The following is a 20,034-nucleotide window of genomic DNA, read 5'->3' on the forward strand; positions in this document are numbered from 1 at the left end:
TTATAGTTCGTATACTTCCGTATATTTCTTCTCTAAATACTCCACAAGATAATCTGCGTTTAATTCTTCACCTGTTACTCTTACAATTAACTCATTTGGCGTATAAAGCTTGCCGTACTGATGAATCTTTTCCTTTAACCATTCCTGAATTAAATCAAACCGTCCGTTTTCAATATAGTTATTGAACTCCGGTACTTCGTTTTGAATGGTACGAAGGATTTGGGCAGCATAGAGATTACCTAATGAATAGGACGGGAAGTAACCAATTCCACCAAAGGACCAATGGACATCTTGAAGAACGCCCTCTGTATCCGTATTAGGTGTAACACCAAGGTAATCCTGCATTTTTTGGTTCCAAATGGCCGGAAGGTCTTTCACTTCAATCTCACCGCCAATTAAGGCTTTTTCGATTTCATAACGAAGCATGATGTGAAGATTATAAGTTAGTTCATCTGCTTCCACACGGATAAATGATGGCTGCACTGTATTAACTGCACAATAGAATTCTTCAACCGAAACATTTTCCAATTGGTTTGGAAAATACTCCTGAAGCTTTGGATAAAAATACTTCCAGAATTCCTTACTGCGTCCAACCATATTTTCTAAGAATCGAGATTGTGATTCATGAATACCAAAGGATGCGCCGCTTTGAAGGACCGACTCTTCGAAAGCAGGATTAACATGTTGTTCATAAATTCCATGCCCCGCCTCGTGAATCGTCCCAAATAAAGCGGATCGGACGTTCTTTTCTAAATAACGGGTGGTTAAACGTACATCCCCGGTATTAACGGTTTGTGCAAATGGATGAACCGTTTCGTCCAGTCTTCCTGCGTTCATATCAAAACCAATTATAGGTAAAATATACCGATTAAATTCTTTTTGTTTTTCAATTTCGAATGATTGATCGAAAATTTCTACTTTGGTTGGTTTTCCATTATTCTTAATGCGTTCTAATAGCTTTACACTAGATTCTCTTAACTTCGCAAATAATGGATCTAGTTTTTTCACAGTTAATCCTGGCTCAAACTCATCCAACAATGCATCGTATGGATGCTCCTCATAGCCATAAATTTCAGCAAATTTACGCTTATATTCTACTATTTTCTCTAGGGAAGGAAGGTAACGGGCAAAATCATTGTTTTCCCGAGCCTCTTCCCAGGCATCATTTGCTTGGGCTGTAAGTATGCTATATTCCTGAAAAAGGTCAGCTGGTATACTTTTAGATTTTTGATAATACTCTTTGTATTCTCGTACTTTCGCTTTTGTCATTTCGTCTAATCCCTCAGTTTTTTCAGTAGACGATAATGTCTCTAACAGGTCACCCATTTCTTGTGAGACCGAAAGCTTAAATACTTCCGTTCTAAGGGTTCCTGCTGCTTTAGCAAACACATTTCTCCCTTTTTTCGGAGCCATCACCTTTTGATCCCAATCTGCCAATCCTATAATACTTGAAAAATGAGTAATCTTTTCATCTAACGCCTTGAACTGCTCCAACGCTTTTTTTACTGTTGGATCCATTACTTTTTGTTCCATTATGTAGACCTCCTCATCGCTCTTTTCTATGTCTATAAAGTTTGCTGATGTTGCAACAACATCAAACTTAATTATAAATTAAAAATTCAAATTAGGGAAAAAATTAAAAAACAGTTTCATTGACAATAAATTTAAGATCCTCGACCAAATCAGGCATATTTTTTACCTATTGGCTCTTTTAAACTTGTCTGTTGATTTCCGCTCCAGGCACTTCGCTTTCCGTGGGCGTTTCGGCGAGCCTCCTCGGCGCTTGCGCCTGCGGGGTCTCCCCTGACCCGTACTCCCACAGGAGTCTTCGTGCCTTCCACTCCAATCAACAGGGTAAAAAAATCAACACTGTTCTTTAACACAGCCTACCTATTAATGGTAAAATTATGATTCTCACCGATATGTTAATAAAGGGTATTTTTTATAGTATTTGTTATTTTTAGCATTTATTTTCCAATTCTTGTTGTTCCTTCTTAATGGATAAGGCATAATAAATACTGACCACAAGCTAGAGTGTAAAAGGATGTGTTACATTTTGGAGAAACCCAATAAGAAAAAGTCCCATTTCCCCTTTCGATTAAATATCCTTTTTTTTAGTGTCTTTTTATTATTTTCAATACTTATATTACGCCTAGGCTTTGTTCAAATTGTTTATGGTGAAAACTTTAAACGAGACCTAGAGAGAAAAGAAGATATTACAGTTAGTAATCCTGTCCCCAGAGGGAAGATGTTTGATAGAGATTTTAAAGTGGTTGTTGACAATATCCCTAAAAGTGCCATTACCTTCACAAATGAGGGGTTTACCCAGAAGGAAATGCTTGGGACTGCCAAAAAACTAGCACAGTTGATTGACAAAAATACCGATAAGGTCACTCTAAGGGAAAAAAAAGATTTCTGGATCATGAAACATCCGAAGCTTGCAGATAAGAAAATTACACAAGAAGAAAAAGCCTTATTAGCTAACAAAAAAATGACAGATAAAGAACTCTACAAATTAAAAGTAGATCGAGTGACCGATGCTGAATTACAAACTTTAACTGCGAATGATCTCGAGGTCATGGCCATCTACCGAGAATTTATTAGCGGTTATAAATTCACACCACAGATTGTAAAAAATGAAAACGTGACCGATAAGGAATTTGCCGTTGTAAGTGAAAATCTTCAATCTCTTCCGGGGGTAGAAACAACGACAGATTGGGACCGTGCTTACGCATTTAAAGATACCTTGCGATCAGTATTAGGAAAAGTAACAAAATCTGATGAGGGGTTGCCTGCAGAACAATTAGATTATTTTTTGGCAAGAGGATACAGTCGTAACGACCGCGTCGGCAAGAGCCAGCTTGAAATGCAATATGAAGATGTTCTACACGGTTATAAATCCAAAGTAAAAAACATTACCGATAAGACAGGAAGCGTCATCGAGACACAACCTGTGACTGACGGAAAAAAAGGAAACGACCTTGTCCTTACAATCGATATGGAACTGCAAATGGCAGTAGATAAAATAATTGAAGATGAGCTTTGGGCAGCAAAGAGATCACCCGGGACTGTACTAACAGATCGGGCTTACGTGGTTTTAATGGACCCACATACTGGTGAAGTATTAGCGATGTCTGGAAAAAAGATTGTAAAAGATCCTGACACCGGAATAGTGGAAATGATGGATGATGCACTAGGCACTTTCACTACTACATATAATGTTGGTTCCGCTGTTAAAGGCGCAACTATTCTAACTGGATTTAAAACTGGAGCAATTTCTCCTGGAACGGTATTTGATGATACGGGTTTAAAAATCAAAGACACCCCAATAAAGAAGTCATATGCGTATTTGGGAAGAGTAAATGAAATAGACGCCTTGAAAAAATCATCTAACGTTTATATGTTTCATACGGCAATCCGTATCGGACAAGGACATTATGAGTATGAAAAACCATTAAATTTTTCTAATCCGAAAGCATTTGAAACGATTAGAAATTCTTTCTCCTCATTTGGTTTGGGCACAAGAACGGGTATCGATTTACCAAATGAGCAGACAGGATTTAAAGGACAGAGTAAGCTACCTGGTTATTTACTAGACCTTGTTATTGGTCAATATGATACCTACTCAACGATGCAACTTGCTCAATACGTTGCAACCATTGCCAATGGGGGCAACCGAATGCAGCCACATGTAGTGAAGCAAATTAGACATTCTGCAGAGGATGGCGAAGAACTCGGGCCTGTCGCACAGGAAATGACACCAACTGTGCTCAATACCATAGATGTTAAAAAACTATGGATGACCCGTGTACAAACAGGATTTAAGAAAGTGATGCAGGAGCCTGGTGGAACAGCAACTAAGTTTTTTAGCGATGTTAAGTACTCTCCAGCAGGGAAAACAGGAACGGCAGAAGCCTTTTATGACGGACCATTAAGAAGCCAATTTGGGAAAGAGCCGCCCCCGGTCATGAATCTAAGCCTGGTAAGTTATGCCCCAAGCACGAATCCTGAGGTCGCGATGGCCGTGATTGTTCCTTGGGCCTATCAAGGAAAGGTTGATAATAGAGCTAATTTAAAAATTGGCCGCAAGGTTCTTGATACGTATTTTCAACTGAGGAATAAATAGTCGTTCAATCATAGGGTGCCTAATATGGCACCTTATTTTTTGGATAGTACTGATTTTACCGCCTTCTCAATTTCTAAATAGCTCGTGCATCGGCAAATATTCGACTCCAACCACTCTTTAATGGTTGAGTCATTCGCATTCGGATGATTTTCAATTAATGCATGACAGTTCATGATGAACCCTGGAGTGCAATATCCGCATTGAAAAGCAAAGTTGTCTATAAAAGCTTGTTGAATGGGTGTCCCCTGAAGCCCTTCTATAGTTGTCACCTTTTTCCCAACAGCCTCCACAGCTAGCATTAAACAGGATTTCATTGGCCAACCGTCAATAGTAACCGTACAGGCCCCACAGTCCCCATTTAAACAGCCTGGCTTAGCTCCAGTAAGACCCAATTTCCCCCTTAATGTATATAACAGAGTATCAGCATAGCGCACAGTGGTTACTCGGCTTTCACCATTAACCTGTAAGGTAATTGTGTTTGATTTCAATCTACCATCTCCCTTATTACCGCTTTCAAGTATTTCCTCTTTCTAAGGTGGCCATCATATCCAACAATAAATGTCGTAATACAAATAAACGATAATCTGCAGAACCCTCAATATCATCCAAAATTGGATTGGGCAGTGAGGATAACGCCCGTTCCACTTTTTCCTCTACTGAATAGCTTCTGTTATTCAGAGTTTCCTCCATTTCCGATGACCGAAAAGGGAACGGACATAACCCACTTACTGCTACCCGTATCTCTTCAGCAATTTTTAAAGCTGCCACTGTGATTAAGGGATAGCCAGTTTCCCATTGCTGGCGTCGTTTCATACTAAAATAGGGTGCTCTCACAAAACGATTTTCTGTTACTAATTGTACTAATAATTCACCACTCTTTAATTTTAACTGACCCTGAAACATATCATTTATTGGCACTACTTTTTTTCCTTCGGGTCCTGTGATGAATAATTGACTGTCTGCCAGTAAGAATGGAAGAACCGCTTCTCTATAAAAAATTCTTGCACAAATATTACCGCCTAACGTAATTTTTCCTCTCGCTGTATGGTCAGCTACCTCACTAGCTGTTTTTGTCAGCAGTGGAAAAAGATTAGCTTCTTCTATTTTTGTTAAAGATAGCGTGCTTCCAAGCAACAAATGATCTCTACTTACCTGCATGACATTACATTCGGAAATACCCTTTATATTAATAACAGCTTCTGTATACGCCATATCAATGCGACCGAGGGTAATCAATTCTGTTCCTCCAGAGAAAAACATTGGCTGTTTACCCTGCTGATCTAAGGTTTGGTAGAGATGGACAGCTTCTTCTAATGTTTCTGGTTGATAAAATTCGAAATCAAAAGGAAGCATTACTTAGCCGCCTCCTTTGCTTTCCATATTAATTCTGGTAGTAACGGTAGATGATGTAGGGATACACCAGCTGCTGTTGATAAAGCATTCCCAAGCGCTCCCGGCATCCCCATGAGTCCATGTTCTCCTACACCCCTGGCTCCGTAGGGTCCGTCTAGCTGAGGCGTTTCAATAAATCCCACCAAATACTCTGGATTTTCACCATACCTTAATGGTCGATACGTCCTTAGCTGTGGATTCAATACTCTGCCCAGGTCATCAAAGTAAAAAGTTTCTCGACCCGCAAAGGCGAGACCCATACTCATCGCTCCCATGACCTGTCCGAGTGCTGCTTTTTCATTTAATACCTTCCCAATATCAACCACTGTTGCGGCTTTTAGTAATCGATACGTGTAATCTCTCCTATCAAACTCCACCTCCACACCGTACGCTGCAACCGTCCACTCTGGACCTGGTTTTCCTGCACCTGTTTCGCGGTCTAGATGTGTAAGATGTCTTAAAATAAAGTTCCCCTTGCCGATAATTTGCCCCCCAATAGAATTTCCATTAGGATATTCATAGCCATATCCTATATCCTTAAAATCAAGACCAATAGCTGGGTCGTCACGCAAATATACACGACTGTTCCCTACTTCTAAGTCTTCCTTCGGGGCCCTTAAAACGGTAGAAGCGATATCTTTTAGCTGCCTTATAACATCATCAGCTGCTTCTAAAAGGGCTCTACCGGCCATGAACGTTCCCCTACTTGCGACCGTTTTCCAGTGTTCAGGCGTTGTCTGGGTATCCACTTCCATTCGTACATGAATCTTGTTCACATCCATTTTCAGACGCTCAGCAAGAATTTGAGCGAGAACGGTTTTTGTTCCTGTACCAATTTCAATCACTCCGGACATTAAATTGATACTACCATCCGGATTAAACGTGAGAATAACTCCTGAAGGTGCATTGGGATCAATTGTTGAGGTTTTCCAGCTACAACTGACTCCCTTGACACGAATAAATCTTTCATTCACCTCTTTAATTGGCCCTTCATCCCAGTTGATTAACTCTCTTACTCTATCAATACATTTAGGCAGATTTCCTACATTACTCTTATTCAATCTGACTCTTGTTGGTGTGGTATGTCCAGGCAAAATCGCGTTCATCCTTCTTAATTCAAGGGGATCAATATTTAATTTCTGTGCAAGCAAATCCAGTGTTCTTTCGATGGCAAAAGAAAGCTCAGAATGACTAAAGCCCCTAAATGGTGCTGCATAGGGATGATTGGTATACATGCAATAGGAATCGCACCAAACATTCTCCATATGATACGGTCCAGTACAATCGGCCGCTCCTGCCCTCGTTAAATCGGTTGCCTTATCGGAATACGCTCCTCCGTCCCATAAATATCGAATTTTAGCAGCCCTGATTTTTCCTGTTCGATCGGCCCCCAATTTAACCGTTGCATCTAAACCGATATGGCACGGAGAGGTGAGTATATCTTCTTCTCTTGTATTAAGTATTTTCACGGCTTTTCCGCCAACTGCCTTAGATGCCAAGTAGGCCAGCACCTCGAGTTGGACGGAAGCCTTCCCACCATATGCTCCTCCAACAAGCGGGGTATGGACTATTATCTTCCCAATTTCCTCACCGAAATAGTCGGAAATAAGCCTTTTTACCATGAATGGTGCCTGAGAAGAGGTAGTTATGGTTATATTACCATCTGGGAGAATCTCTGCTGTTGCACACCTAGTCTCCATCGCGGCGTGATCAGAAGGAGAGAAGGAGAAACTCGCTTCCACCACTATTTCACTTTCATTCCACCCCCTTTCCATATTGCCTTTCCGAATTTTAATATGTGTGGCAATATTGGTGTCAGGCACCGGGTAGACATCTTTCTCTTTTTTATATTCCCCTAAACGTTCATGTACTAGTGGGGCGTCCTTTTGGATTGCTTGTGTTGGTGAATTGACAACTGGCAGTAGGTCATATTGGACGTTAATTAGATCTGCTGCTTTCTTGGCTTGTGCCGGTGTTTCAGCCACAACGAGTGCAACTGGTTCACCGTGATAACGCACCTTGTCAACAGCAATTGGTGGCCGGTCGCGAATGGCTTCTCCTGTTAGCGGGAACTGTTGGCCGGCAAGGATTGCTCTGACACCGGGTACCTTCCTTGCATCGGTTGTATCTATGCTTACAATTTTTGCATGACCATATGGACTAATGACCATTTTTACTGAAAGCATTGGAAATGGTTGATAGTCATTCGTATATTTTGCCCGACCTGTTACCTTATCCCTCGCCTCTTTACGAATCACGCTCTTTCCAAGAATCTCCAACGTCACCCCTCCCCTCACCTTATGTTTTGCCACATTTTCTTTACAAACTGATAATCTTCCATGGTATCCACATCAAAAAAGCACTCGTTACTTTCTAGTAATATTTGTTTCCCAGTTTCACTCTCCCTTCCTCGAATGATTTCCCGTGCTCCTTGATCACCTTCTAAATCTTCAATAAGTGAAAAAATGCGCTTAGTAATAAGAATGGGTGGTTTCGAAACCCCATTGTGAGTGTACGCAATATAGGAATAGTCTGGGGCAACCAAGAATTCCTCTATTAACCGATTAATCATCCAATAAGTGACATTAGGCTGGTCTGCTAAAAGCACCACCACCCCGGAAGCCCCCAACTGTGAAGCCGCACTCACTCCCGCTTTCAATGAAGCACTTAACCCTCGGTCTGCCTGATCACAATCTACTAACCTCCAACCCAACATTTCCGAAAAAGGAGCTAACCAATGAAGCGAATCTTCCTTTCGCGTGACAGTGATGACAGCCTCTAGCTTGGAATCCAAGGCCGCCTGAAACGCCATGCTCCCTACAAACCTATTTCCAAGTGGTAAATTCAGTTTAGAACAGCCCATTCTACTGCTCCTACCAGCTGCAAGATAAATCCCTACTAATCGGGTATGGTCCATAACAGTTCCACTCGTTCATGTCTTGGTTTTCTCCAAACCTCAATCATTTCTGCAAGAATGCTTACTGCTATTTCTTCAGGCCCTACTGCTTTAATGGGTGCTCCAATCGGCGAATAAATCCATGTAGGGATCTCTTCACCGTTAAGCAACCTCTTTGTTCTTTCTCTTGGTCCTAAAACTCCTAAATATCTAACATTTCCATGAAGTAAATGAAGGAGAAATTCCTGATCCCTTTGAAAATGATGAGACATAATAACCACAAAATCATAAGAAGAAAAAGATAACTGACTTACTAATTCACTGGGAAAACCAACCATAACATGTTCTGCAGTTGGAAAGTTATTCTTCTGACAAAGATCGCTTCGCCAGTCACAGACAAACACAGAAAAACCTGTTTCCACTGCCAGTGTGACAAGTGGAATAGCATCAGGTCCTGCTCCAAACACAATTAAACGTGGCTTAGGCTGATACGTATGCTGAAAAATAGATTTCTCTGTCATAACGCCACTTTTTGAGGTAAACTCAATTACCGGTATTTTCCCGGACCAGTTCCCGAATGACGCACCCTCCTCCTCAATAAACACATACTCTCCAAGTTCATCTAGCCGTTTTAAGGCAATCACTGGCTTATGACTGTTCAATAACTTTTTTACATGCCTATAATCCTCGATTAATTGTGAAGTCAATGGCTCAAGTAGAATATCGATGGTCCCATTACAGCCAGCTCCCTGACCCCATCCAAAATCATTTTCTTCACTTAAATCATACTGAAGGATCTCTGCCTCCTGTTCCCTCATTACTTTCTTTGCTCGTATGGCTAAATCCGTTTCTAAACAGCCGGCACTTAACATTCCTTTATAAGAACCGTCTTCAAAAAAAATCATCGTTGCTCCTTCTTTTTTATAGGCTGAACCTTTAACACTAATAATTGTAGCTAATGCTTTTCTCCCCTTCTTTTCCATCACTTCGAATATTGGATAAATATCATCCATGGAAGCCCCCCACTTCACCACTAAATTTCTACCTTATTTATATTAATCAGTAAGCTATTCCTAGAATGATTAATTTTTCCTTACCTCCCAACATAATCATTATTAATCACTAGCTGGAAGGAGCATTTCAATGAAACTAACAAAATTCAAAGATCCTTTAACCATCCCGCCAGTATTAAAACCTAAATGGAAAACAGACAAATATACGTATTATGAAGTGAATATGATCGAAACAATGCAGTCTCTACATAGTGATTTACCAAAAACAAGGGTGTGGGGTTATGAAGGGATGTATCCGGGACCAACTTTTGAGGTTGAAGCGGGTGAAAGGGTGTATGTAAAATGGCAAAATAAACTTCCCAATCATCACCTTTTTCCGATTGATCATACAGTTCATGGGGCAGAGAAGGAGAAACCTGATGTTCGAACAGTTGTCCACCTTCATGGAGGCAGAACAGAACCTGCCAGTGATGGCTATCCTGATGCTTGGTTTACCAAAGATTTTCGTGTGAAGGGTCCTTTTTTTGAAAAAGAGATTTATGAATATGGAAACCAACAAAGTTCCAGGGCCCTCTGGTACCATGATCATGCCATTGGATTAACTCGTCTGAATATCTACGCGGGGCTCGCTGGGTATTATATTATCCGAGACAAGCATGAACGTTCGTTAAATTTACCAACTGGAAAATTTGAAATTCCATTACTTCTTCAAGACCGTTCTTTTCATGAGGATTGCTCATTATCCTACCCCTTTCAGCCGGAGAACAATCTCTCTGGTATAAAACCATCTATTATTCCATCTTTCTTTGGAGATACCATCGTTGTTAATGGAACTGCTTGGCCTTATTTAGAAGTAGAGCCAAGAAAGTATCGGTTCCGTCTGTTAAACGCAGCCAATGCCCGCTTTTTCCGACTAAGTCTTGACTCTAATCAACTGTTTTATCAAATTGGAACAGATAGTGGATTTCTAGAACAACCAATTGGTGTAAAAACATTACTGATTGCACCGGCCGAGCGCATGGATATCATCATTGACTTTAGTAATTTGGAAGGCCAGTCCATTCTATTGAAAAATGACGCTCCAACACACTTCCCTTCTGGGGATCCCGTGAATCCGAACACAACTGGAACCGTTATGCAGTTTCGGGTATCTAAATCTCAGTCAAGGATTGATACAAGTGTAATTCCTGCCTATTTAGGTCCCATTACTAAACTTCAAGTACCAATGGCAAAAAGAACTAGATGGTTAGAGTTGAGTGAAGAAAAGGACTCATACGGTAGATCACTTTTTCTCCTAGATAAAAAAAAATGGGACTTTCCGATAACAGAAAATCCACAGGTTAGGTCTATTGAGTTATGGAATTTTATTAATACCAATGGGGATGATCATCCGATTCATATCCATTTAGTTCAATTTCAAATCCTTGACCGCCAGCCTTTTGACGTGAAGCATTTTAAACGAACACAACAAATTAAGTTCACAGGTGCTCCGATGCTCCCTGACTTAGGAGAACGAGGCTGGAAGGACACCGTCAAATGTCCACCTGGCCATATCACTCGAATAATTATCCCATTTTCCCCTTACACTGGTCGATATGTATGGCATTGTCACATGCTTGAACATGAGGATTACGAAATGATGCGGCCGTACTTCATTCTTCCGCCAAATTAATTCTTACTTTCTAACATAACGTTTGTTTGATTTAATAGTGACAATGTCTCGGTGTATAACGATATGTGATACTGCTGTGGTTCAAGATCTGGAGAAATCTTGACCTTTATTGTCTCTCCCGAAAGCTTTAAGCTATCGTTGACAAAAAAGATTGGTTTTAACGCAAGTAATTGTTCTGCCCAAACAAGTTGGTGAGAGGATGTAATTGTTCCAGCTGCACCCCACTCCAAGAATAATCGAATAACACTAGAGTAATATGTGTATCCTTGCGTTAGTATGGTCATCTTCTTTTTATTTTCTTGAAGGTCCTTTTTCGTCTTATTCGCAAAAGGATTGAATTTAAGACTTTCCTCAGCATCATGTACTACATTTTTCATTTGATGTAACTCTTGAAGTAATTGTTTTACTTCTAATTGCAGCGCATAACCTTCCTTTTGATCAAGTCCTTGTTCGATCCAGTTTGCAACTCGGTTTATCTTCATTGTCATTTGATTTGAAAAATGGTGGATTACTTTTATAGCCTGCTTAGTATAATTGGGGGGTTTTACAAGCATATGGACCAAAACTGCAACAATTGCCCCAATCAGCGTGTCTCGAAATCGGTCAATTGGATAGTCATGTGATTTATGTTCCATCACAAAGACTAGTAACACTGTTAAAGCAAGTTGATGAATCACTGTTTCATCGCTCTTCATCCATTTGGCAATAAAACAGCCTAATAGTATTAATAATCCTAATGTCCACCCATTAACTTGTAAAAAAGGGGATAAGAGGACGGTAATACCTATTCCCATAATGGTTCCAACCATTCGGTGATATGAAAATTGAATGGATTGATTTACTGTGGATTGCATACAAAGAATGACCGAAATAGGTGCTAAATATGGATGATTCGAGCCAGCAAGTTGGGCAATCTCCCAGGATAGTGCAGATGCCAGAGCCATTTTCCCTATCAAATATGTTTTATTTTCTAATTGCTTCATTACTTGTTTATTATTTTTCATCCGGAACAATCTCCCACACTGGCTAAAGTGAATAATTGGAGATAGTCTTCCCTTATTCTTAGCTTTTACTATTAATTGATGACTGGACAGTAATATATCCTTTTAAAATGGACTGCAATAATGCATAACATAACTCCGAATCGTTCATCTTATTTTCTTTCACTTTAATGAGGCACTCACTTATTTTTACTTTTATCACCTTAATATTCTCATGTTCTTCAAGCTGTTGGTGCTGTTTTGTTCCAATTTCCTCTGTATAAAAAGCATGGGTAATTTCATTTGTTCTCCAGGATGCAGGTTGTAAAAACCCAAGATAATGGACGGTACCACATTGGTAACCCGTTTCTTCTAAAAATTCACGTCTTGCTGCCTGCTCCAACTCCTCCCCCTTTTTCACACCACCACCCGGTAATTGCTGTACAGTTGTTCCTACCGGTTTTCTAAATTGTTCAATTAATAGGAATGAATCTCCTTCCTTTGCTAGCATAACTACCCCATCATTTTCTTCTAGCTCAAAATAAGGCCTGTGAAATCCATCCTCTTTCAGTTTCATGCCAGCTAGCTCTAACAGCGTTTTATCTTTTTCCATAGTTGCCTCCCATTTTTTCTTCATTATTATCATATTTTATCACTATTTTAACTTTATTTTGGTATATTAAGGAAAGGTATAACTTGAAATCAGTGAAGGATGAAGTCATGAAGAAAAATCGTACGCTATTTTTATCAGCTGTTGCAACTGGAACGATGTTAAATCCCCTTAACTCTTCCATGATTGCTTTAGCCTTACATAGTATCCAAAAGGATTTTCAGCTTTCCTTTGCAACTGTATCCTGGCTAATATCTAGCTTCTATTTAGCAAGTGCTGTTGCTCAACCTGTTACAGGAAAAATAGGTGATTTATTTGGAAGGAAAAAGACCTTTTTAATAGGATTAGTGCTCGTTGCACTCTCCGCAATTGGAGCACCATTATCAACATCCTTTCTCTTATTGCTCGGTATGAGACTTGTTCAATCCATTGGCAGTAGCGCCATCTATCCCTCCGGTATGGCATTAATTAGAGATAATATTAAAGAAAAACAAGCATCCGCACTAGCTGTTCTTTCTATTTTTGCTTCAGCGATGGTAGCTCTTGGTCCAACAATTGGAGGTTTCTTAATTGTGTGGGGAGGCTGGCCAGCCATTTTTTGGGTAAACTTCCCGTTTATTATCATAAGTTTTCTGCTAGGCTGGTACATGTTTCCTAAGGATGTTAAAAAGGATAAGGAACATTTAAAAAGGTTATTTGCTCATATGGATTTTATGGGGATGATTTTCTTTGCCGCAGGTATGGTGTTCTTTTTATGGTTTTTGTTATCTTTTGAAACCAAGATTCAATATTTTTCAGGAATCGCAGGTGTTATTTTCTTTTGTCTTTTTTTCTGGAGAGAATTAAATGTAACAGAACCATTTATCGACATTCGAATTTTCAAATCACACCCTAAGCTTTCTATGGTATATATTCAGTTCATTCTATTAAATATCTTTTTTTATTGTTTATTCTTTGGACTCCCCAGCTACTTTCAAGAGGTGCTAGGCTTAAGTGTCGAAAAGAGTGGCTTGTTAATGCTATTTATGTCAGGCATTAGCATTGTAATCTCATCTGTAACAGGGAAATGGATTGACAGAAAAGGAGTATACCAGCCAATTGTTATTGGTGCCTTTCTCTCGATTGTTGGAGGATTAAGCTTTACCATGTTTTTTGTTGGCTCTTCTTACTGGGGGATTGGCATCATTTTATCGATTATGGGCTTAAGCTATGGAATTGGAAATGTGGTTCTCCAAGTGGCAATGGTCAAAGAGAGTCCTAAAGAAATTGTCGGTACAGCTTCAGGACTGTTTCAAACCTGCAGGTACTTAGGCTCCATTTTATCCTCCATCATACTAGGATTAATTTTTGGGGAAGAAATATCAGCTGAAAGCATGAAAGTAATTGGAACCGTATTAATTATTACGGGGATCGCCAGTTTTTTAATGAGCTTATGGTTTTCAAAGGAATCTATGCATTTTAGAAAAATGAAACATGTGTAATTACTTTCTATAAAAAACAGCACCCTCTTGGATTAACGGGTTCGGATACTTGTCACATTTTATAAAAATGCATTTAAAAATGTGCTCCTATTTGTTATACATTTTGTCCTGCTAAATGCAGGGCTTTTTGTTATGTAAAAATATTACAAAGTGCCGTTAAACCTAATGTATAGAGCATTTTAAGGTCAAGGCTCGGTTACAACTGGATGTGGATTTCTTATAAAAATAAACGCAAAAATTCCGTTTATCTTGGGAAATACCCATATTTCCTTAAAAATAAAGGGAGTTTTTCCGGTTATATGATCAAAATCTTTGGATTTTGTCTTATTTAGAGCAGTTAACCGGAATATCTCCGCTTATATCTGCTTTTTACTCTTCCTCTTTATACATTAACCGGAAATTCTCCGCCTATGTATTCTCATACCTCCACGAAAAATCAAAAATGGAATAATAACAGAGCCAAGACCAAAGAAAAGCGTGGTTTTTTAATAAAAAAAATAGCATTTTGCAGTCTAAAATGTAAGGTAACAGAAGTCTCTGTAATCCAACATTTTGATACACAAATTGGACTACAGTTTCAAGCCTATTTTTGTGATTTTCAGCGTTATATCAATAAAAAATGACCATCAAATTCACATACAAATTAATGGCCATTTTCATATACATTTTTAAGTTTTGTGATAGGTAACAGAACCCGTTACTCTTGGATGCTATTTTTATTTTATTGGTAAAACATAGAGTAACACACAGAAAAAGTGTGCTGTACTTCCTGCCATTACAAATAAATGCCAAACGGCATGATGATATTTAAATCCTCGCCAAACATAAAAAATGGCTCCTAGCGTATACAGTGCGCCGCCTATTATTAAGTACGTCATGCCCTGTGGGGACAAATTAGCAGCAAGTGATTTCCATGCAAAAACAATTAACCAACCCATAACCACATAAAGCAAGGTCGATGTAAACAGATACTTTTTAACAAAAAAACATTTAAAAATTGTTCCAGCAATGGCAAGTCCCCATACTACCCCAAATAGTGTCCACCCCATTGCCCCTTTGATTACTATTAGTAAAAAAGGGGTATATGTTCCGGCGATAAAAAAGTAAATGGAGGAATGGTCAAATATTTCAAATACGTCCTTTGCTTTTCCCTCAGGCAAGCTATGTAGCAGGGTTGAAGACATATATAGGAGGAGCATTGTTACTCCAAAAATCGTAAAACTGACAATATGCCAGGCAGTTCCATATAGTGAAGCAAATACGATTAAAATGACTAAGGCGGAAATGCTTAGTAATGCCCCAATGCCATGTGTAATCGAGTTAGCTATTTCCTCCTGTTTGGAAAACGTATGTGTTGTTGCCACGATTCATCTCTCCCTTCAAATCCTCCCAAGTTGGAAATGGGATATTTAAGAAAATAACACGTTAAATGAATGGAATCAATGACATCTGTCATATTAAATAGATTACCTTTCATACTATTACTTTTTATTTCTGCCCGCCATTAAATTCTTAATTTGTTCTTTTGGATCCCAGCAGTTAAATTTATAATTGGTTTTGGTTTGGTAACCTAAGCGGCTGCAGAAATAGGCTATATTACTGCTCTTCTTTTCTATTTTAAAGTGCTTACAGGTGGCACAGCAATGATAATCCTTCATCCTTTTCACCTTTCTTAAACTATTAATCTTTCCTTCATAGTTTGTTCATATTTATTTACTAAGATATAAATAGGTTCACGGAAGAACCTTTAACCTCCGCCCCCCTTAATATATAGATGGAAATGCCCGGCATTTGTGCCGGGTAATTTTTTTTATTATTAATAGTTTAATGAAAAGATAAGATAAATGGCGGTTCCCCACATAATTACTGCTGATAGTTTATTTAATACAAGAATAAATCTTCCAGACTGGTCAAGCTTTCCTACCATTCTTCCTGCAAGTGAGAGTCCAAAAAACCACATCCACGATACAAAAATACAGGACAACACGAAGGCAATCTTTGCCGATCCTGAATAGGACAAGGAACTGGTCCCAATCACTCCAATCGTATCCATAATAGCATGAGGATTTAAAAGTGAAACTGAAGCCGCAAATACAAACTGCTTACGTGGCGAAAAACTTTGATTCGTTGTTTCTTCTGTATGAGCATGGCTTTTCCAGGTGGTATATCCCATGTAAAATAAAAACAGAATGCCAGTGAGAATGAGCGTAACCTTAATCCATGCTACCCCTAAGACAACGGCTGAAACCCCAAAGACAGCTAGGGAAATCAAAAGTGTATCACAAAGGGAAGCAGTTATCACAACGGGGAGAACGTAGACCCACCTTTGCTGCAACGCCCCCTGATTAAAAACAAACACATTTTGAACTCCTAATGGCAGAATGAGTCCAAATGCTAAAATGAAGCCATGAAATATTGCACTAAACATTTTCTCTCTCCTATAAAAATTGGTATACATACATTTTTATTTTTTTGGTTAACATAAATACTAAAAAAGGATTTTGCCTGTGTATCTTGTTATTGTAATCGTTGTATATATTATTTTTGCTAAAATCTTTGTAGACTGGAAGCGTTGGAAAGAGTTTTATCCAACTATTCAGTATTTTATCATATGTAACTTGGCTTATAATTTTATTTTTTTCAACCATACTCTTTGGGCATACAAAGCGGTAACTGTGGAATGGTTGAATCATACGATCATTGAGTTGGTCTTTTCTTTTTTCGTTATTCCTGTGGTTATTATGATTTATCTGCAGTACTTTCCAAAAGGGAGAAAAGGGGTTCTCTATATTGCGGTTTGGATTGCTTATTTTTCAATAATAGAACTCTTATTTTACAAAAGAGGCTTATTCCTTTATGAAAATGATTGGAGTCCTATATGGTCAACTGTTTTTAATACCATCATGTTTATTATTTTGCGTATACACCATAAAAAGCCGTTGGCTGCCATGATGTGTTCCATCCCGGTTATAGCCATCTTACTATACTTTTTTCACCCGTTGTATCATGAACTAAAATAACGCTGAGGACGTGAGAAAATGACCGAAACTATACTCTCGCTTCCGCTTTTCTTACTACTACTGTTTTCAGTTTATATTGCTATGGCTATTTTTTTGTTTATTAATAAAAAATAAAGGGCTGCCTCTGAAAAGCTGTTAGCAGGCCGCCCCTAATAAGGTTATTTCTTCAATTTTATAATGAAAACATCTCTGTCTCCACCAACACCGTAGCTTTCTTTAAACCCATTTACAAATGATTTTGTATTTCCAGCAAGAATAAATCCATCTTTTGTTTCTTGAATGTCTGAAGCAAAGTCACTTAATTCTCCACCAAATGTTTTTTCAAAGATGGTATCACCCTTGTCATTGAATTTAAGAACATATGCATCTTTATTTAACTCCCCATTTTCCATTGAACCGGCTAAAATGTAATTTCCATCTGAAATTGCCTTAACAGATAAGGCTTCTTCGTAGGTTAATTTTCCTCCAAAGTTCTTTTCCCAAATGGCATTTCCTTTCGAATTAATTTTCGAGTAATAAATAGAGGGAATATAGTTTACTATATATCCTTCATTTATTGGCTGCATTTTTGAACCAATTAATATATAGCCACCATCTTTACTAAGTTCAATATCATTAATGGTTTCATTTATTAAATCACCTTCACCATACATCTTTTCCCATTCTTTCTCTCCATTCATCTTAACCTTGAACACATAATAATCTAACTTATGACCATTTTCCCCATTTGAGTAAGTGCTTCCTCCAACAATAAGTCCTCCATCAGGGGTGCTCTTAACAACTGATGCACTGTCATTTGCTTTACCGCCATAGCTCTTCTCATATACAGGATTTCCACTTAAATCAGTCTTTAATAAATATGCATCCCCATTCCTTGATCCCGCAATAATATAGCCATCCTTTAATACTGCTAAGGACTTTCCATAATGAGTTTCATTTTTCCCACCAAAAACTTTCTTCCATTGAACTGCCCCGTTTGAAGCTAATTTATATAAGACAATATTTAGATAGGTCCCATCTTCCTGTCTATTCGTGTTATAGTTAAGAAGGATGAATCCCCCGTCACTTGTAGGTTTCAGATCAGTCGGTATATCATCACCTAATTCCCCCAATGTTTTTCTCCATTCTATCCTTCCATCTGCATAAGTTTTTATTAGATACAATTCTGTTTCAGGTCCTTTTACATAGGAATCCGTACCACCATAGATTAAGTAACCGCCATCTTTGGTTTGTACTATTTTTTCAGCGCCATCTAGCCCAAGCCCGCCATAGTTTTTCTGCCAATCTACCATTGGATCAAGCTTTTGAGGCTTTCTTGGTGCTTGAACCATACCATTCCCGTAATAAATGTCTTTTCCTGTAGTTCCAAGTTCTTCACTTGTATCTTTAATTTTTTGTGCCACTTTGATAGGCCCTATTTTTCCCTGTTGGGAAATGATTAGTGCTGCTACAGCAGATACCTTTGGTGTAGCCATTGAGGTTCCAGCCATAAAGGCATAGTCATTATCAAGATAGGAACTAAAGTTTAAGTCCTCATACCACGACCAGTCAGGATAACGCTCTCCATCGCCACCAGGTGCTGTTACATCAACATATCCCGCACCATAATTGGAATAGGATGCTTTAATATCATCTGGGCCGGTAGCGGCAACGGTAATGACCCCTGGCAAGGAACCAGGTACTTCAAAGCCTGCACCTACAAATTTGTAGCCTTGTGGTCCAAGCTCATTATTAAGAAACTCGGTAACTTCCTTTTTATTTGTAGCATTAACATGATCATTCCCTGCTGCTGCAACTACCGTTACCCCATGATCTACAGCATACTTAATTGCCCGCTTATACAGCTTCATATCAGCCACTTCATTTCCAAGCTTATAGGTTATTCCTGTTGCAGGGTCAGTCCATAATATTTGACCGGCTGCATCATAGCCCCCAAGGCTCATAGAAATAACATCTACGTGATCAATTGTGGCCGCCATTATAGCACTTACGATTGTCGTAGTGGCTGCACCACCTTTAGCTCCAAAAACACGATAGGATTTAAATCCTACTTCAGGTGCTACACCTCGAATTTGTCCATTACCAGCAATAGTTCCCGCTACATGAGTCCCATGGCCGTTTCGATCTTCAAAATCAACTGGATTACCTGTTTCAGTAAGATCCTGTCCATCTATACCCCCAGCTGGGACAAAGTTTTTCCCACCTAATAAATTCTTTTTTAAATCCGGGTGTTCTGTGACTACACCTGTATCAATAATCCCTACAACCACGTTGTGGTTACCCTTTCCAGTCTGATAGCTATCCCCAAAGTGGGTTACCCGTTTAATATCCCATTGAAACATGTGGTGTAATAATGGGAAATCATCTGGGAAAGGACTGCCAGGATCATGCCCTATTCCGCCTTCCAATGGCTTTCCTTTTTCCAATAATGGCTTTAAGTGCTTTGACTCATCATATTTCACCACTTTACTTTTCTCTAAAGTATGGATGATAGTAGGTGATACTGATTGAACAGTAGATTCCATCTGCAAAGCAGGTATTAAATCTGCAGAGCCGTGTACCTGTATTGCACCTAACTCCGGAAATTCAGAGACAATGACTGCATTCTTTTTCTTAAGTTTTTCAATGATTTCAACAGGTATTTTTTGATTTTTAAATATAACAGTGAGATTAATAGTTGATGGTGACTTTCCCTGTGCGAATGCAGGAATGGTGCTTAATAATAGAAACATGGATAGTAGTAGAAAAAATATTTTTTTCATTTATGCCTCCGGAAACTATTCTTAGGCTATGCTCGGCTCAAATTCTTTGTCGCATTAAAGCGAAAAATCTCTGCACCTATCC

At 38.9% G+C, this 20,034-nt stretch carries 16 protein-coding genes; 4 read left to right on the forward strand and 12 right to left on the reverse strand.

Going from position 1 to position 20,034, the window contains the following annotated elements:
* Complete coding sequence (locus RCG25_RS15890) at positions 1-1,533, reverse strand: carboxypeptidase M32 (protein ID WP_308079800.1); 1,533 nt, start codon at positions 1,531-1,533, stop codon at positions 1-3.
* 511 nt (positions 1,534-2,044) lie between these two features.
* On the opposite strand from RCG25_RS15890, the gene RCG25_RS15895 reads away from it, so the two are divergent.
* Positions 2,045-4,126 carry a peptidoglycan D,D-transpeptidase FtsI family protein gene (locus RCG25_RS15895; protein WP_374121001.1) on the forward strand — a complete coding sequence of 694 codons (2,082 nt, stop codon included), beginning with the start codon at positions 2,045-2,047 and terminating at the stop codon, positions 4,124-4,126.
* A gap of 32 nt (positions 4,127-4,158) precedes the next feature.
* Here RCG25_RS15895 and RCG25_RS15900 read toward each other — a convergent pair whose 3' ends face one another.
* From RCG25_RS15900 to RCG25_RS15920, 5 genes are read right to left on the reverse strand one after another with little or no spacing between them, the layout of a single operon-like run.
* Complete coding sequence (locus RCG25_RS15900; protein ID WP_308079802.1) at positions 4,159-4,614, reverse strand: (2Fe-2S)-binding protein; 456 nt, start codon at positions 4,612-4,614, stop codon at positions 4,159-4,161.
* Between the two features lie 25 nt (positions 4,615-4,639).
* Positions 4,640-5,479, reverse strand: coding sequence for an FAD binding domain-containing protein (locus RCG25_RS15905; protein ID WP_308079803.1), 840 nt, complete (start codon positions 5,477-5,479; stop codon positions 4,640-4,642).
* On the reverse strand, positions 5,479-7,797 hold the full coding sequence (locus RCG25_RS15910; RefSeq protein ID WP_308079804.1) for a xanthine dehydrogenase family protein molybdopterin-binding subunit: 2,319 nt from the start codon (positions 7,795-7,797) through the stop codon (positions 5,479-5,481). The genes RCG25_RS15905 and RCG25_RS15910 overlap by 1 nt, the downstream gene beginning before the upstream one ends.
* Before the next feature lie 14 nt (positions 7,798-7,811).
* Positions 7,812-8,435 carry a nucleotidyltransferase family protein gene (locus RCG25_RS15915; RefSeq protein ID WP_308079805.1) on the reverse strand — a complete coding sequence of 208 codons (624 nt, stop codon included), beginning with the start codon at positions 8,433-8,435 and terminating at the stop codon, positions 7,812-7,814.
* The gene (locus RCG25_RS15920; protein WP_308079806.1) at positions 8,417-9,427 is read right to left on the reverse strand and encodes an XdhC family protein; all 1,011 of its coding nucleotides are present in this window, start codon (positions 9,425-9,427) and stop codon (positions 8,417-8,419) included. Before RCG25_RS15920 ends, RCG25_RS15915 begins: the two co-directional genes overlap by 19 nt.
* A 130-nt stretch (positions 9,428-9,557) precedes the next feature.
* On the opposite strand from RCG25_RS15920, the gene RCG25_RS15925 reads away from it, so the two are divergent.
* Positions 9,558-11,099: a multicopper oxidase family protein gene (locus RCG25_RS15925; RefSeq protein WP_308079807.1), complete on the forward strand. Its 1,542-nt coding sequence runs from the start codon at positions 9,558-9,560 to the stop codon at positions 11,097-11,099.
* Here RCG25_RS15925 and RCG25_RS15930 read toward each other — a convergent pair.
* A complete protein-coding gene (locus RCG25_RS15930) occupies positions 11,096-12,103 on the reverse strand; it encodes an FUSC family protein (RefSeq protein ID WP_308079808.1) in 1,008 nt (335 codons plus the stop codon). The two genes, RCG25_RS15925 and RCG25_RS15930, sit on opposite strands and share 4 nt — an antisense overlap.
* 58 nt (positions 12,104-12,161) lie before the next feature.
* A complete protein-coding gene (locus RCG25_RS15935) occupies positions 12,162-12,692 on the reverse strand; it encodes an NUDIX hydrolase (protein ID WP_308079809.1) in 531 nt (176 codons plus the stop codon).
* Between the two features lie 107 nt (positions 12,693-12,799).
* Here RCG25_RS15935 and RCG25_RS15940 point away from each other — a divergent pair, with 107 nt between their 5' ends.
* Positions 12,800-14,170, forward strand: a complete 1,371-nt coding sequence (locus RCG25_RS15940) for an MFS transporter (protein WP_308084196.1) — start codon at positions 12,800-12,802, stop codon at positions 14,168-14,170.
* Between the two features lie 716 nt (positions 14,171-14,886).
* On the opposite strand, the gene RCG25_RS15945 is transcribed toward RCG25_RS15940, so the two are convergent.
* The 3 genes from RCG25_RS15945 to RCG25_RS15955 all read right to left on the reverse strand — a co-directional run bounded on the left by RCG25_RS15945 (position 14,887) and on the right by RCG25_RS15955 (position 16,598).
* Entirely contained in the window at positions 14,887-15,534 is a 648-nt protein-coding gene (locus RCG25_RS15945) for a PAQR family membrane homeostasis protein TrhA (protein WP_308079810.1), read from the reverse strand.
* 117 nt (positions 15,535-15,651) lie between these two features.
* Positions 15,652-15,828, reverse strand: a complete 177-nt coding sequence (locus RCG25_RS15950; RefSeq protein ID WP_308079811.1) for a hypothetical protein — start codon at positions 15,826-15,828, stop codon at positions 15,652-15,654.
* A 158-nt stretch (positions 15,829-15,986) separates the two neighbouring features.
* Positions 15,987-16,598, reverse strand: a complete 612-nt coding sequence (locus RCG25_RS15955) for a LysE/ArgO family amino acid transporter (RefSeq protein WP_308079812.1) — start codon at positions 16,596-16,598, stop codon at positions 15,987-15,989.
* A gap of 79 nt (positions 16,599-16,677) precedes the next feature.
* On the opposite strand from RCG25_RS15955, the gene RCG25_RS15960 reads away from it, so the two are divergent.
* Positions 16,678-17,190 (forward strand): CBO0543 family protein, encoded by a 513-nt coding sequence (locus RCG25_RS15960; RefSeq protein ID WP_308079813.1) that lies wholly within the window; start codon positions 16,678-16,680, stop codon positions 17,188-17,190.
* A gap of 158 nt (positions 17,191-17,348) precedes the next feature.
* Here RCG25_RS15960 and RCG25_RS15965 read toward each other — a convergent pair whose 3' ends face one another.
* Positions 17,349-19,952 carry a S8 family peptidase gene (locus RCG25_RS15965; RefSeq protein WP_308079814.1) on the reverse strand — a complete coding sequence of 868 codons (2,604 nt, stop codon included), beginning with the start codon at positions 19,950-19,952 and terminating at the stop codon, positions 17,349-17,351.
* Positions 19,953-20,034: the final 82 nt, after the last annotated feature.

It is taken from the genome of Neobacillus sp. PS2-9 (assembly GCF_030915525.1).
In the GTDB taxonomy this organism is placed as follows: Bacteria; Bacillota; Bacilli; order Bacillales; family Cytobacillaceae; genus Neobacillus.

Excerpts from the sequence above, each read along its gene's own strand:
- RCG25_RS15905 (WP_308079803.1), bottom strand. The coding sequence starts at position 5,479 with ATGCTTCCTTTTGATTTCGAATTTTATCAACCAGAAACATTAGAAGAA.
- RCG25_RS15955 (WP_308079812.1), bottom strand. The coding sequence starts at position 16,598 with ATGTTTAGTGCAATATTTCATGGCTTCATTTTAGCATTTGGACTCATT.
- RCG25_RS15920 (WP_308079806.1), bottom strand. The coding sequence starts at position 9,427 with ATGGATGATATTTATCCAATATTCGAAGTGATGGAAAAGAAGGGGAGA.
- RCG25_RS15915 (WP_308079805.1), bottom strand. The coding sequence starts at position 8,435 with ATGGACCATACCCGATTAGTAGGGATTTATCTTGCAGCTGGTAGGAGC.
- RCG25_RS15890 (WP_308079800.1), bottom strand. The coding sequence starts at position 1,533 with ATGGAACAAAAAGTAATGGATCCAACAGTAAAAAAAGCGTTGGAGCAG.
- RCG25_RS15965 (WP_308079814.1), bottom strand. The coding sequence starts at position 19,952 with ATGAAAAAAATATTTTTTCTACTACTATCCATGTTTCTATTATTAAGC.
- RCG25_RS15925 (WP_308079807.1), top strand. The coding sequence starts at position 9,558 with ATGAAACTAACAAAATTCAAAGATCCTTTAACCATCCCGCCAGTATTA.
- RCG25_RS15895 (WP_374121001.1), top strand. The coding sequence starts at position 2,045 with ATGTGTTACATTTTGGAGAAACCCAATAAGAAAAAGTCCCATTTCCCC.
- RCG25_RS15950 (WP_308079811.1), bottom strand. The coding sequence starts at position 15,828 with ATGAAGGATTATCATTGCTGTGCCACCTGTAAGCACTTTAAAATAGAA.
- RCG25_RS15935 (WP_308079809.1), bottom strand. The coding sequence starts at position 12,692 with ATGGAAAAAGATAAAACGCTGTTAGAGCTAGCTGGCATGAAACTGAAA.
- RCG25_RS15930 (WP_308079808.1), bottom strand. The coding sequence starts at position 12,103 with ATGAAAAATAATAAACAAGTAATGAAGCAATTAGAAAATAAAACATAT.
- RCG25_RS15940 (WP_308084196.1), top strand. The coding sequence starts at position 12,800 with ATGAAGAAAAATCGTACGCTATTTTTATCAGCTGTTGCAACTGGAACG.